Annotated in this window: 10 protein-coding genes; all 10 read left to right on the top strand. The window is 50.7% G+C overall.

Going from position 1 to position 14,208, the window contains the following annotated elements; translation table 11 throughout:
- Positions 1-27: 27 nt before the first annotated feature.
- The 10 genes from INT21_RS01480 to INT21_RS01525 all read left to right on the top strand — a co-directional run bounded on the left by INT21_RS01480 (position 28) and on the right by INT21_RS01525 (position 14,196).
- The gene (locus INT21_RS01480; RefSeq protein WP_193060947.1) at positions 28-2,484 is read left to right on the top strand and encodes a TonB-dependent siderophore receptor; all 2,457 of its coding nucleotides are present in this window, start codon (positions 28-30) and stop codon (positions 2,482-2,484) included.
- A gap of 140 nt (positions 2,485-2,624) precedes the next feature.
- Positions 2,625-3,542, top strand: a complete 918-nt coding sequence (locus tag INT21_RS01485) for an ABC transporter substrate-binding protein (RefSeq protein ID WP_193060948.1) — start codon at positions 2,625-2,627, stop codon at positions 3,540-3,542.
- 329 nt (positions 3,543-3,871) lie between these two features.
- Positions 3,872-4,402: a sigma-70 family RNA polymerase sigma factor gene (locus INT21_RS01490; RefSeq protein ID WP_193060949.1), complete on the top strand. Its 531-nt coding sequence runs from the start codon at positions 3,872-3,874 to the stop codon at positions 4,400-4,402.
- A gap of 3 nt (positions 4,403-4,405) precedes the next feature.
- The gene (locus tag INT21_RS01495; RefSeq protein WP_193060950.1) at positions 4,406-5,389 is read left to right on the top strand and encodes a FecR domain-containing protein; all 984 of its coding nucleotides are present in this window, start codon (positions 4,406-4,408) and stop codon (positions 5,387-5,389) included.
- A gap of 87 nt (positions 5,390-5,476) precedes the next feature.
- Positions 5,477-7,912 (top strand): TonB-dependent siderophore receptor, encoded by a 2,436-nt coding sequence (locus tag INT21_RS01500; protein WP_193060951.1) that lies wholly within the window; start codon positions 5,477-5,479, stop codon positions 7,910-7,912.
- A complete protein-coding gene (locus INT21_RS01505; protein WP_193060952.1) occupies positions 7,906-8,883 on the top strand; it encodes an ABC transporter substrate-binding protein in 978 nt (325 codons plus the stop codon). Before INT21_RS01500 ends, INT21_RS01505 begins: the two co-directional genes overlap by 7 nt.
- A 127-nt stretch (positions 8,884-9,010) precedes the next feature.
- Positions 9,011-9,535: a sigma-70 family RNA polymerase sigma factor gene (locus INT21_RS01510; RefSeq protein WP_193060953.1), complete on the top strand. Its 525-nt coding sequence runs from the start codon at positions 9,011-9,013 to the stop codon at positions 9,533-9,535.
- 9 nt (positions 9,536-9,544) lie between these two features.
- On the top strand, positions 9,545-10,549 hold the full coding sequence (locus INT21_RS01515; RefSeq protein ID WP_226916774.1) for a FecR domain-containing protein: 1,005 nt from the start codon (positions 9,545-9,547) through the stop codon (positions 10,547-10,549).
- A 94-nt stretch (positions 10,550-10,643) separates the two neighbouring features.
- Positions 10,644-13,103: a TonB-dependent siderophore receptor gene (locus tag INT21_RS01520; RefSeq protein ID WP_193084760.1), complete on the top strand. Its 2,460-nt coding sequence runs from the start codon at positions 10,644-10,646 to the stop codon at positions 13,101-13,103.
- Between the two features lie 139 nt (positions 13,104-13,242).
- Positions 13,243-14,196, top strand: coding sequence for an ABC transporter substrate-binding protein (locus INT21_RS01525; protein ID WP_193061435.1), 954 nt, complete (start codon positions 13,243-13,245; stop codon positions 14,194-14,196).
- Positions 14,197-14,208: the final 12 nt, after the last annotated feature.

Below are 14,208 nucleotides of genomic sequence, written 5' to 3' on the forward strand. Positions count from 1 at the left end.
TAAAACGTATCTGCAAGGGGAACCAACATGCTCCAACAGCGCACGGCACTTCGACCACTTACTGCCAAGCCCCAACCGACGCTTAACCGCCGCGCCTTGACGCTGGCGGTTCATTTTGCCACCGCTGGGCTATTAGCAGCACCGCTGCTATCGCAGCCCGCCATCGCTCAAGTCACTCAGCAGCAAGCACGCCACTATGATATTGCCAGTGGCCCGGTTAGCACGGCAATTAACCGCTTCGCTGCCCAGGCGGGTGTGTTTATTAGCGGCGCTGGCGAGCTGGGGGAAGGGCGCCAAAGCCCTGGCCTGCAAGGTCAGTACAGCGTTAATGAAGGGCTGGAGCGGTTGTTGGATGGAACGGGTTTAACGGCAGCCCTGCAGAGGGATGGTAGTTACCGGTTGGCAGAGCAGGTAACGGATGTGTCGTTGTCGACGATGCAGGTGGAGGCTGACTGGCATAGCACTGCGGCAACAGAGAGCAGCAATTCCTTTACCACTGATCGCAGCACTATCGGTTTGAGCGAACAGGCCATCAAGGATATTCCGCAGTCTGTCAGTGTATTGACCCGCGAAAGGCTCAACGATCAAAACTTAACCTCTCTCAAAGAGGCGATGGAGCAGACTACTGGCATTAGTGTAATGTCATACGGATCAAATCAGTATCAACTCAGATCCCGCGGCTATGATATTGATTCTCTTATGCTGGATGGAAGCCGTGTTGAAGCACCTTATGGCTCATTAGCCAATACGGGCCTCTACGACACGGCTCTCTATGATCGTGTTGAGGTTATGCGGGGACCTACGGGAATACTCACGGGCAGCGGCGAACCCAGTGGCACTGTCAACTTGGCACGCAAACGCGCCCGGCGGGATTTCGGCTTCGATATGTCGTTGTCTGCCGGCTCTTGGGACACCTATAGAAGCACAATTGACGTCACAGGTTCGCTCAACGAGAGTGGTAGCCTACGCGGCAGGATTGTGGGGGTCTACGATGAACAAGAGTCGTTCGTCGATGAGGTTAATGCACAAAATGCTATTGGCTACGGCACGCTGGAGTACGACTTTACCCCTGATACCACATTATCGGTCGGCGTCGCTAGACAAACAGAGGACTCCCGTCCGCATTCTGGTTTGCCCGTAGCCAGCAACGGCAACTTATTCGATGTTGACCGCTCAACCTATCTCGGTTCGTCATGGGATCGTTCGCACGCAAATGCGACACGCTATTTTGCTGATCTAAAACACTATCTTAATAATGGCGGCTTCTTTAGTTTAAAAGCTAACCAGATCGAAACATATAGAATGAATGTCACAAGCAGTGAAGGTGCTCTAGTGCTTGATGAAGATTCAGGCGATATGTTGACACGTAATAGCTCCTGGTCTAATCGAACTAAGAGTGAATCGCTGGAGGCGAGACTAACGACTCCATTCAATCTATTCGAGGCCGAACATGCTACCACTCTGGGGGCCAGCTACAATAAGAACGACAGCTACACCCCGTATGCTTACGGAGAAGGTGACTATCTTAATCAGCATTCCCTCCAAAACATTTATTCTCCCCACGAACTGCCAGAACCGGATGAATATTCTCTTTATCCTGGATATGTCAGTTCTGACTTGAGCCAAGAGAGCCTGTATGGGCAAGTTAACTGGTCTGTCACACCACGCCTGACACTCGTTACTGGCGGACGCCTTGACTGGTATGACATCACATCAGACCTTGCTGAGGGAGATTGGAGGCGCCATAGAGCTGGCAGTGGTCGCGAATTCACTCCTTATTACGGAGCTATCTATGAAATAACCCCAAGCATTAACTTTTATACAAGCATGTCAAATATCTTTCAGCCGCAAACAGAGGTCGAATCTAGCGGTGAGATTATCGAGCCACGCACAGGAGAACAAATTGAAGCGGGTATAAAGGGTGGATCACCCGACGGCGAACTCAATTGGCATCTTGCCGTATTCAATATTGAGGATCAGAACCGAGCCTACACAGCCCCCGATAACTCTGCCTTCTCTATCCCGCTTGGAGAGACGCGCAGCCGTGGCTTTGAAGCAGAGATCTCCGGCAGTCCATTACCACGTTTAGATATAAGTGCCAGTTACGCATATACGGATACTGAGTATACACGTGATGCAAGTCTGGAGGGGTTATCGCTATCACCTGATACACCACGGCATAACTTCAAACTTTGGACACGTTATCGCTTCTCTGACGATGCCAACCAAGGATGGCGTATTGGTGCTGGTGTTAACACTGTCAGCAGTATTTATGCCGAAGATGGCACTAATCGCTGGGAGCAAGGTGGCTATACCTTACTTTCAGCTCAATTAGGTTATCGCTTCAATGAGAACTTTGATGTTAGCTTTAAGGGGAATAATCTTACTGATGAAAAATATTATTCGACGGTTCGATCTAACACTAGACACAATTACTATGGAGATCCTCGCAACTTTACATTTAACCTAAATTATAGTTACTGATTAAAAATGGGAGGTTGTTAAATAGGCAACCTCCCAATGTCTTTTGTCAGAGTTGTAATCTAATGCAATGTGTTTTCTCTTTTTTATCGAGATGAAAGGGGTGTTGCATTATTAGTGATTTTTATCAGCTGTAGCGATTGATGAAAGGGAGGATCATTATTTTTAAGTTAATAAATATTTTTCGAATGTTATGCACAACTTTAGTTGCTTTTTTGGCTTTTCCTGGTACCCACTCTATAGAAACCCAAGCAAACACATCTTCAGCTGTCGCAGCTTTTGATCTTCCAATCGCTGAGACGCTGATTGAATTAGGCGTATCTCCTGTCATCGTTACGCAAGAGAGTTCCTTCAATTTCTGGACAGGCAATACCTACGAATCCTCTCATGTGATTGAGTCTGGGCTGCCAGGGCCGAATATGGAACTACTCCAACAAGTTTTGCCTAGCAGGGTTTTACTTGCACCTTGGCAAGCTAACCAGGATGTACAGCTTTCGTCCATTGCTCCAGTTCATGTTGTTGATAACTATCCTTATACGGTAGAAAATAATGTTTGGGACGGGCTATTAAAATTCACATATGAACTTGGTGAAGTAGCCGAACAGCAGCAGCAAGCAAATCATCTTGTCCAAGAAACTCAGGCTCGGTTGGCCAGCCTGAGAGAGCATGTCACGAAAGGCTGTACGCCTTTGCTGTTCATACAGCTACTGGATGAAAGACATATCCGTGTATTTGGCGATAATAGTTTTGTGCATGCTGTTTCTCAGCAATTGGGGCTGTGCAATGCCTGGAAAGGTGCAACTAATCAGTGGGGGTATGCCCAAGTAGGCGTTGAGAATTTATTCGATACTGAGGCCAGATTAGTGATTATCAGATCCTATAATTCAGCTGGTCTCGAGGAGCAAATAGCTCGTACTGCTTTATGGAGTTACCTGCCCAGTGTAAGACGCGGTGATGTCATTGTGCTTCCTAGCACTTTCTGGATCGCTGGAGGACTTCCCTCAGCCCTCCGCTTCGCCGAATCCCTCGTTGAGGCTCTGGAAACGCCCACTGAACTTTAACGCAATCTATTTCCCGACAGGTTTTGATATTGCTAATACGCTGGGTGTAATGGGAGCAATCACGTGCTGGCTGTGCAAGCTTTTGGTCTTTTTTGGGGCCTTTTTAGCCTAGGGGGGGAAGGCTGGCGCACAGCTAGTGTCGCGGTTATCACGAACCTGAAAAGTGCCTTCGAATCGAAGTGAAAGTCGCATCCAACCATTAGCGCTATCTGGCGAACTCGCCAGATACATAAGCTCACAAACCCATGGCAAGGGCTTGTATCCTCCTGGGTCACTCAGTATGATGGAAATAGTTATCATTTGCATGATTTTGAGGCCTGAAAGTAACCATGCCGTCTGGGAAATACCCACTGCGCGAGCAGGTACATATCCTCTATTCCGACCACCACCCCTGGCTACTTGGCTGGCTGCGTAGCCGTTTGGGCTGTTCGCAGCAGGCGGCGGATTTTGCTCAGGATACTTTTGTACGCATTCTGGGGCGCAGCGATGCCGAACTCCAAATTGAGGCTATCCGCGAGCCACGAAGTTTTCTGACGACCATCGCCAATCGGGTTCTGATTGATCATTTCCGACGCCACGCGCTGGAAAAGGCCTATTTGGAAAGCCTAGCCTTGCAGCCGGAATCGGTTGCCATTTCGCTAGAAGAGCAGGCCATCATGCTGGAAATGTTGCACGAGCTGGATGCCATGCTCAGCGGCCTGGGGAGCAAAGTACGGCGAGCCTTCTTGTTATCGCAGTTACAAGGGATGCGCTACGTAGATATTGCCAAGGAATTGGGTGTATCGCTCAGCTCAGTCAAAAAATACATGGCCAAGGCCACCGAGGCGTGTTTGCTCTATGAACTGGAAGCGGGGCTGTAACCTTTGGCTTCCACAGTCCCTCATGAAGTGACCCAGTCTCGGCGGGAGGCGCTGCAAGCGGCTGCGCACTGGTATGCACGCCTGTGTTCGGAAGAGGCCGGGCCAGCAGACGAACAGGCTCTGCAGCAGTGGCTAGACAGCGACCCAATACATCAGTGGGCCTGGCAGCGGGTAGACCAATTGCAGGTACGGCTTGGTCGAGTGCCGAACCACTTGGCACTGAACACACTGGAGCGTGCCGAACAGCACTTCAGTATGAGCCGTCGTAGTGTATTGAAAGGTTTGGCACTGATGCTGGGCACGGGGACTCTGGGTGTGGCTGCCTACCGCCACGCCCCCGTGGAGCTATGGTTTGCTGATCATCACACGGCCACAGGGGCAACCAAACTGCTAACGCTGGCAGATGGCTCCCGCCTGATACTCAACACCGCTTCGGCTGTGGATATCCGCTTTAATGCCAACGAGCGCTTGGTAATATTGCGCGCAGGCGAAGTCATGGTGACCACCGCTAGTGGCAGTGCCGCGAATCCGCGCCCCTTCATTGTGCAAACGCCGCAGGGTAGGGTTCGTGCCTTGGGCACGCGGTTCGCGGTGCGGATGCTGGAAGCAGAAACCCAGGTCGCTGTGTTCGAGCACAGTGTGGAAGTGACCACTCGCTCGGGGGCTCAAAACCAGTGTCTTGCCGGCCAGCAGCTTACCTTTACCGTCGACACTGCTTCCCTACCGACAAGCCTGGCATCCACCGACGATGCCTGGACACGCCAGATGTTAGTGGTGCAAAACATGCCTCTGGATGCGTTTCTTGCCGAACTGAGCCGCTACCGCACAGGCGTTTTACGCTGCGCCCCCAGTGTGGCTAATTATCGTATTACTGGCGCTTTCAGGGTAGACGACACCGATCAGGCGCTGCATGCGCTGAGTAAATCATTCCCGGTATCGGTCAATTTTCGTACGCGTTATTGGGTGACCGTGGACGAAGAAAAATAATTTTTGCCAATGACGGTACCTTTGGAGTTTCCCGTTCGACTTACTGGTTAAAGACGCATTTTTTTGTTGCTCACCAGAGGGGAACCCATGCACCACACAACATTTACAAAATCCCGGCTCACCCATGCGGTTAGCGGCGCAATGCTGTGTACCACGCTATCACTACCCGGCGTGCTGCTGCCACTGACTGCCCACGCCCAGCAGCAGTCTCAACAACAGTCTCAACAACAGCTTCAGCAACAGGCTGAGCAAGGTGCGCAGCATTTTGAAGTGCCCGCTGGTGACCTGGGCAACGCCCTCAGCCACTTTGCCGCCGATTCCGGCGTAGTCATCTACTTCGATGCCAGCCTGACCCAGGGTAAGCAAACCCGTGGGCTATCCGGTGATTACAACGCCGAAGGTGGGTTGCGGGCACTGCTCAGCGGGAGTGGTTTGTCTCTGGTTAAGGAAGCTGATGGTAGCTATCGATTAGTGGAGCGGCCTGCGAATGTGGAACTCTCGACTGTGCGGGTTGAGGCTGAGTGGATGCAGGAAACCGCCTACGGGCCAGTACAGGGTATTGCTGCCACCCGAAGTGCGACCGGCACCAAGACCGGTACACCGATCATCGAGACCCCACAATCTATCTCGGTAGTGAGCAGTGAAGAGTTTCAAAATTATGGAGCCCGGAACTTCAATGAGGCGCTGGGTTACACAGCCAGTATATCGAGACAGAGTGGGGCTGACCGAACCACTGAAACAGTAAGAATACGTGGGTTCTACAATACTGACTCCTATCGTGACGGCAGTAAATACCACGCTAATATTTATGATGGCCAGCAGGAGCTTTATGGATTGGAACGTTTGGAGGTGCTTAAGGGCCCGTCCTCAATATTGTACGGAGTCGCTGCTCCCGGCGGCATGATCAACGCTGTCAGTAAACGCCCTATCAGCACCCCTTTGCGCGAAGTGAATGTTGAGGCGGGTAGTTTCGATCGTCGCCAGATCTCTGCTGATTTCTCCGATGCTTTCGATGAGGATGGCGTATGGTCATATCGCCTAACCATGCTGCACCGGGATAGTGATACGTTTATCGACCATGTGCCGGATGATCGCACCTATATTGCCCCAGCTTTAAAGTGGCAACCAAACGAGAGCACTTCACTCACTCTGCTAAGCGAGTATCAGCGCGACGAAACGACCTATGTTTATGGGTTACCCACCAGCGGCACCATTGTTTCTAACCCGAATGGTGACATTCCTCGGGAGCAGTTCACTGGGGAGCCCGGCTTTGATGAGTATGATAACGAGCGCTATTCCATCGGCTACTTGCTCAAGCACGACTTCTCTAACAACCTCCACCTCAGCCATAGCCTGCGTACCTTCCGGGCTGATCGAGATTTTCCTCAGATAGGGCTTGGCCAAAGTATTGATCAGCGGATTTATGCCCGGAGCGCCCAGGATCGCCGCGATGCCTCATTGGGCTTAACCTCAGATACCTCCTTGCAATATGACTGGCAGACTGGCAATACCACCAATACCAGCTTGATAGGAATAGACTACACACGACAACGCCATGAAACAGAGCGCTACAACCGAACTGTGTCATCGCTTGATCTATTTGATCCTGTTTATGGTAGTGGTGAGCTAGGTGAACCTGTTCCTTTTGCATGGTCATCCAAGCAACGCAACGAGCAGATTGGCCTGTATGCTCAAAATCAAATGAAAATCGCTGACAAATGGGTTTTCTTATTGGGAGGACGTCAGGATTGGACTGAATCTGAGACCTCACCCTACTTTGGCTCCACAGAGTGGAGTCGTGAAACGGATAATGCTTTCACTGGACGTGTTGGGGGAGTCTATCTTGCCGATAACGGTTTGGCGCCTTTCATTAGCTATAGCCAGTCGTTTGAACCTACCAGCGGCACTGACCGAAACGGCAATCAGTTCGAGCCCACCCGAGGAGAGCAATATGAACTGGGCGTTCGCTTCCAGCCAGAGGGCTGGGATACCCTGCTCACCGCCACCGCTTATGAGCTAACACAGGAAAACGTCAGTGTCACCGATCCGGTAGACACCAGCTTTCAGACACAGATAGGGGAAGTGCGTTCACGTGGGGTCGAATTGGAAGCGAAGACGGCTATAGGCCCCAACGCCAATCTTGTCGCAGCCTACGCCTACACTGATGCGCGTACAACGAAAAGCAGCCCCGTCACACCAGCCCAAGAGGGTAAGAGAGCGGCTAATACACCCTATAATCAGTTCTCTTTATGGGGCGACTATCGCTTTGGCGATTTCGGTCTACCAGGACTTAAGGTAGGAGGTGGAGTTCGCTACGTAGGCCCCACCCGGGCGACTTGGATCGAGGGAGAAGTACCTGCATTTACGCTTATCGATACGCGCGTGAGTTATGAAACCGGTCCCTGGGTTTATGCATTGAATGCCACCAATCTCACTGATAAAACCTATATCGAGTCCTGCACTTATGCCTGTTACTATGGCGAGCCGAGAAGCATCATAGGCTCAGTAAGTTATCAATGGTAACGTCATTACCAAGAGAGACAAAGACAGGCGGTTGCACAGCCTGTCTTTGTTTTATAAGAGCCAAAATAGACAAGATATTGATGATCTATATGGGTAATTTGCTAACATCAGACCGTATAATTTTTCTCCTAGTTATATTTTTACCGCTATTCGCCTCATTCGCTAACGCTGAAGAGTCCAAAAAGCTAGTCACTTTTGACTATGCCATTGCCGATACACTTGCTGCTTTGCAACAACCCCCTTTGGCGATGGCGGGCTTGGCGCAGTATAGGCGCCTCTACCAAGAGCCTTTACTGCCTGATACCCGAGAGCTCGGGAATAGGTTTCAGCCCAACTTTGAATATCTAGCATCATTGGAACCTGATGTCATCATGATATCGCCACCAGCTCACTTGAATTTAGAGGGTAAACTTTCCGACATTGCTGATGTAATAAAAATCTCGCTATTTGGAAAAAATTTAAATATTTGGCAGAGCCTTGAACAGTTGACTAAAGAAGTGGGGGAACTTAACGGTCAGCAACAGCAAGCTCAAATATTAATTGACTCTGTAGACGCTAGGTTATCACTAATAGCCACACAGATTGAGAGGCCTGCAAATCCTTTGTTGATCGTTGAAATTCGGGATGATCGTCATGTCCGGGTCTATGGGTCTGGCAGCCTAGAGGATGCGGTCTTGACAAGACTCGGATTGGAGAATGCCTGGCAGGGTTCCACTAACGGCTGGGGGTTCAGTACATTATCAATCCCGGAAGCGTTTAGATTAGAAGGTCAGAAGGTTGTTCTTCATCCGTTTTATACGCAAGATCAAGACTTAACTTCAACATTGCCTACATCGGGGCTTTGGCAACATTGGTTGGATGGTACGGCGTTAAGTATCAACAGAAATTATTGGCCATGGGGAGGTTTTCCTTCAGCCCTCCGCTTCGCCGAATCCCTCGTTGAGGCTCTGGAGGAGCCAACCACCCCCTAGTTCTGTTATCGGTAGGTGCTTTACATCGCTATATTGTTTGTAATGATAAGTATTATCATTTATTGTTTGCGTCTGGTTTTGCCCCTTTTGTGGGGCATTTTGCACGGGCACTCAATGGCAACGGGCGATGGTATCGATAAAGCAACAGGGCGGAAGTGAAGTTCCTTTCGACTCCCTCTATCACAATCATCATAGCTGGCTGCGGCGCTGGTTGAGCGCCAAGCTGGGCTGTTCCCATACCGCTGCGGATCTCGCTCACGATACCTACCTACGTATACTGGCGCGGGGCACTACGCCAGCGCCGGATCAGTCGCGACGTTTTTTAACTCAGATCGCCAAGGGGTTAGTGATCGATCACTACCGCCGTCGGCGTATTGAAGCTGCCTATCTGGAAGCCCTAAGTCTGCTACCTGAACCCGAGGCGCCATCGCCAGAGGAGAGGGCGCTTGCCATTGAAGCGCTGGTCGAGATCGATGTGCTTCTGCATCGGTTACCCGATAAGCCTCGCCGGGCGTTCCTAATGTGCCGTCTTGATGGCTTGAGCTACCCGGCAATTGCCAAATCACTGGGTGTTTCGGTCTCCTCGGTGGAGAAGTACATCGCCAAGGCGTTGCTGGTGTGTCACCAGGCCATGCATGAATCTCAACCATAAGTGAATGCCATGAGCCGACCGTCCGTCAACGCCTCCCAAGAGACGCCTTCTCAAGAAACCATCTCCCCCGCTGTTCTGGAGCAGGCCAGCCTGTGGATGGCACGGCTATGGAGCGACGATGCCACTGACGCCCAGCGTGAGGCTTGCCTGCAATGGCGCCAAGCCGCGCCTGAGCACGAACGTGCCTGGCAGCAGCTTCAAGCGATCGACGGTCGACTGGGAACGTTGCCGAGCCATGCGGCGCGCAGTGAGTTATTCGAGGCCTCTTCGCAGGTCTCCAGGCGTCATTTGTTGCAGTGGGGCGGCGTTGCGTTGCTCGCAGGTGGCCTGGGGTTTGGGCTACCGCGCACGCCTCAATGGCAGCGCCAATTTGCCGACTACGCGACCGGTATTGGCGAGATGCGAGAGGTGACGTTGAGCGATGGCACTCAACTGCGCCTGGATACCGATACCGCCATCAACATAAGTTTCGATGCCCACCAACGACGACTCCACCTGCTACGTGGCGGGGTGCTGATCACCACGGCAAAAACAGCGGATGCCCGGGCATTCAGCGTTATGACGAAGGAGGGGTTTTCCTATCCGCTGGGAACCCGCTTCAGCGTGCAACAGCATACTGACAGCACCCAAGTAGCCGTTTACGAGGGGCGAGTGGCCCTGGAGCGGCGTGGAAGTGATGAGCGAACGACGCTGAATGCTGGTCAGCAGGCTGCCATGAACGCCGATGGGGTATCTCCACCGGCGTCCTTGGAACCCGCTGGGTTAGCCCGCTTTCAGGGGCGGCTGGTGGCCGAAAGTATGCGGGTTGTCGATGTGGTCGAGATATTGGCCCGCTATCGACGTGGTGTATTGCGCTGCGCGCCAGAGGTAGCCGACCGGCGGGTGAGCGGCGTGTTCTCGCTGCAAGATACCGACCGCGCCCTGGCCAGCCTTGCCGATGCGCTATCGTTAAAGGTGGTCTACCGAACGCCATTTTGGGTTACGGTCGCGTCGCGTAATATTAACGAAAACTAGAAAGAAAAAATTTCAGAAAACATTGAGGGATTCTCGTTCTCGTTCGGAAGAGGTGATGTAGACATAAAAAAAGCATTACTTAATGGGGATCTTCATGACGACGCAGCAAGCGCATTCTCGCTTTATCCGTACACCTCTGGCGCGAGCCATTCAATACGGCCTGCTGGCCAGTTGCCTGGCCGGCGGATTGCCCGCCACGGTGCTTGCCCAGCAAGCCACCACAGGGCAGGGCGCAGCGGCTCAGCAGAGTTACTCCATCGAAGCAGGACGGCTCGATACGGCGCTTAATCGTTTTGCAGTGGGTGCGGGAATCGAGATTGCTTTTGATGCATCGCTAACCAGCGGCAAGCAAACCAATGGCCTGCAGGGGCAGTACAGTATTGATGAAGGGTTGCAGCGCTTGCTGGCAGGTACTGGGCTTGCACTAGTGCGCCGGGGTGATGGGAGTTATCGGTTGGAAGAGGGGGTAGCGGATGTGGCATTGACGACGATGCAGGTACAAGCTGATAGGACACATGAATCGGCTTGGGGCCCTGTGGATGGGTATATTGCCGTACGAAGTGCCGCTGCCACAAAAACCGACTCCCCGCTGATGGAGACAGCGCAATCTGTGTCTGTGGTCACGCGTGAGCAGATCGAAGATCAAAGCGCAAAGTCGGTGCAGCAAGCACTACGTTATATACCTGGTGTGTTCACTGGTACCCGCAACGGCATTGGAGATCGTGTTGATTTTATTAATATGCGCGGTTTTGGTGGTGTAGGTAGTATCGACAACGTCTATTTTGACGGCCTCAAAATGGCCAGCGATGTTTCCGGCTATAATTCATTACAAATTGATCCCTATTTTCTTGAGCGGATCGATGTGTTCAAAGGGCCAACATCTGTTTTATACGGGCAAAGCTACCCAGGTGGTTTGGTTGGGCTGACTAGTAAACGCCCTCTATTTTCACCTAGCCATGAGATCCAACTAGAAACGGGCAGCCATAATACACGTACAGCACGATTTGACGTCAGTGGCACCATAGGGGAAAACCAACAGGTCGCCTATCGCCTAGTAGGGCTAGCCAGCGGTTCGGATAGTCAGTTCGATCATGTAGAGAACGAGCGCTATACCATTGCTCCCTCTTTAACGTTCTTGCCAACCGATGCGACATCTTTGACCGTCATGGCCTACCTGCAGCACGAGCCAAATCGTGGTTACTATGGTTGGACACCAGCCGACGGTACGGTGCGAGATTATAATGGTAAACGGAGCGATAATAACTTTTTTGATGGCGAGCCAGACGTCAATGGGTTCGAGCGTTATCAACGACTAATAGGTTACCAACTAGAACATCAGTTCAACGATCAGTGGCAAGCTCGACAGAATCTCCGCTTCACCTCTTCGGATATTGATTATGACTCCATTTATTCCAGTAGTTACGTAGGCGATAGTAATCTTCTAGATCGACGCGCAGCGCGAGCCGATGAATCCATGCACGCCTATCATGTGGATAATCAGCTACAGGGGGATGTTACGACTGGGTCTCTTGAACATACGCTGCTAGTGGGTCTGGACTACCAGTACCAACGCAACTCAGGAGAGTGGCAGTTCGGGGCGGCGTCTCCCCTGGATGCTTTCAACCCACAGTATGGAAACACACAAATCACATACTCAACGCCCACTAACTTCATCAACAAGGTGGAGCAAACTGGGGTTTACCTGCAGGATCAGATCAGCTTCAATCGCTGGCGTTTAAATCTGTCAGGGCGTCAGGATTGGGCTGGCACCAGTACCGCCTATACCAACTTAGGTATGTCTTCTGAAAGCGACAATGAGAAATTCACTAGTCGTGCCAGCTTACTGTATGCCTTTGATAATGGTATTGCCCCTTACATCAGTTATTCGGAATCATTTAAGGCAGCATCTGCCACAAGGACTGATTCCTCCGGTAACACATTAGAACCCAGTGAGGCCTCTCAGTACGAGGCAGGGATCAAGTATCAACCGCCCGGCAGCAATGACCAATACACAGCTGCTGTATATCATCTTGAACAAGAGAATGTTTCTGAAGCCATTCCTAACACATCGTTCTATGAATCTATCGGCAAAGTACGTTCACGCGGCTTAGAACTCTCTGCCACCTTACGTCCCACTGAGCAGCTTTCGTTGCTAGCCAACTATACGTATACCGATATGGAGTACGTTGAAACCAATAATGAGACTCAAGGCAATACGCCCTATGCCGTACCCCGTCATATGGCCTCGGCCTGGGGTAAATATGAGTTCACTAATGGTGCCTTAAACGGCCTGGGGATTGGCGCTGGTGTCCGCTACAACGACTCTACCTGGGGAGATGAGGCCAATACGTTCCAAGTAAGTGGTTACACCCTGGTCGATGCGATGTTGGAATACGATCTAAGCATGTTGTCAAGCGACCTTAATGGCATGAACTTACAGGTCAATGCCAACAATCTTCTTGATAAAGAGTATGCGTCCTCTTGCTCTAGCTTCCGGATTTGTCACTTTGGCGAAGAACGAAATGTGACAGCCACTTTAAGCTATCATTGGTAGTTACCCTACATTCTATCAATGTGTTAAGGAAACAAACAAGTAGTGGGCTAATTAAATAGTACGCGTGGGTGCCTTTTTAATGAAAGGTGCCTCGTTTTATTCTTTAGTGTAGCTTTGTTTTAAATAATGTGACGTTTAGATGAGTTTCGTCAAAAAATATGTTTATAATATTTTTAGAGTAAGTGAAGGTGGTTTTGTAGTGATAAGATACATGAATATGATTATTTGGTTAATGTTGTCGATCTGGCTTGTGCTATTTGTTGTAATACCTGTCAAAGCCGATAGTCGACATAATATTGTCACTTTTGACTATGCGATTGCGGACACTCTCGACGCTTTGCAACATCCTCCAATAGCGATGGGTGGATTAGCCCAATATAGACAGCTATACCAAGAAAAATTGCTTCCAGAAACCCATGACCTTGGTCTCAGGTTTCAGCCTAATTTTGAGTATCTGTCATTATTTGAACCTGATGCTATTTTGATATCGCCACCAGCACATTTGAATATACAGAACAAGTTGTTAAATATTGCCCATGTGGAAAAGATACAGCTACTTTGGAGTAAATTGAACGTATGGCCGAGCCTGGATCATCTAACAAGAGAAATAGGAAAAGTGATAGATGACGAACAACAAGCCCAAGTATTTATTGATACTGTTGAAGTTAGTCTGTCAGACATGGCCGCAAAGATTGAGAGGCCTGCAGAGCCTTTGTTGATCGTTGAAATTCGGGATGGTCGTCATGTCCGGGTCTATGGGCCTGGAAGCCTAGAAGATGCGGTCTTGACAAGACTCGGATTGGAGAATGCCTGGCAAGGTTCCACTAACGGCTGGGGGTTCAGTACATTATCAATCCTGGAAGCGTTTAGATTAGAAGGCCAGAAGGTTGTTCTTCATCCGTTTTATGCGCAAGAGCAAGACTCAACTTCAACATTGCCTGCGTCGGGGCTTTGGCAACATTGGTTGGATGATACATCGTTAAGTATCAACAGAAATTATTGGCCATGGGGAGGGTTTCCCTCAGCTCTCCGCTTCGCCGAGTCACTTGTTGAAGCCCTGGAGGCACAAGCCCTCGTTGAGGCCGCTGGTTAATCATCCTGCATC

The organism is Halomonas sp. 3F2F (genome assembly GCF_014897805.1).
Lineage (GTDB): Bacteria > Pseudomonadota > Gammaproteobacteria > Pseudomonadales > Halomonadaceae > Vreelandella.

Excerpts from the sequence above, each read along its gene's own strand:
- INT21_RS01480 (WP_193060947.1), top strand. The coding sequence starts at position 28 with ATGCTCCAACAGCGCACGGCACTTCGACCACTTACTGCCAAGCCCCAA.
- INT21_RS01490 (WP_193060949.1), top strand. The coding sequence starts at position 3,872 with ATGCCGTCTGGGAAATACCCACTGCGCGAGCAGGTACATATCCTCTAT.
- INT21_RS01485 (WP_193060948.1), top strand. The coding sequence starts at position 2,625 with ATGAAAGGGAGGATCATTATTTTTAAGTTAATAAATATTTTTCGAATG.
- INT21_RS01500 (WP_193060951.1), top strand. The coding sequence starts at position 5,477 with ATGCACCACACAACATTTACAAAATCCCGGCTCACCCATGCGGTTAGC.
- INT21_RS01515 (WP_226916774.1), top strand. The coding sequence starts at position 9,545 with ATGAGCCGACCGTCCGTCAACGCCTCCCAAGAGACGCCTTCTCAAGAA.
- INT21_RS01510 (WP_193060953.1), top strand. The coding sequence starts at position 9,011 with ATGGTATCGATAAAGCAACAGGGCGGAAGTGAAGTTCCTTTCGACTCC.
- INT21_RS01525 (WP_193061435.1), top strand. The coding sequence starts at position 13,243 with ATGAGTTTCGTCAAAAAATATGTTTATAATATTTTTAGAGTAAGTGAA.
- INT21_RS01520 (WP_193084760.1), top strand. The coding sequence starts at position 10,644 with ATGACGACGCAGCAAGCGCATTCTCGCTTTATCCGTACACCTCTGGCG.
- INT21_RS01505 (WP_193060952.1), top strand. The coding sequence starts at position 7,906 with ATGGTAACGTCATTACCAAGAGAGACAAAGACAGGCGGTTGCACAGCC.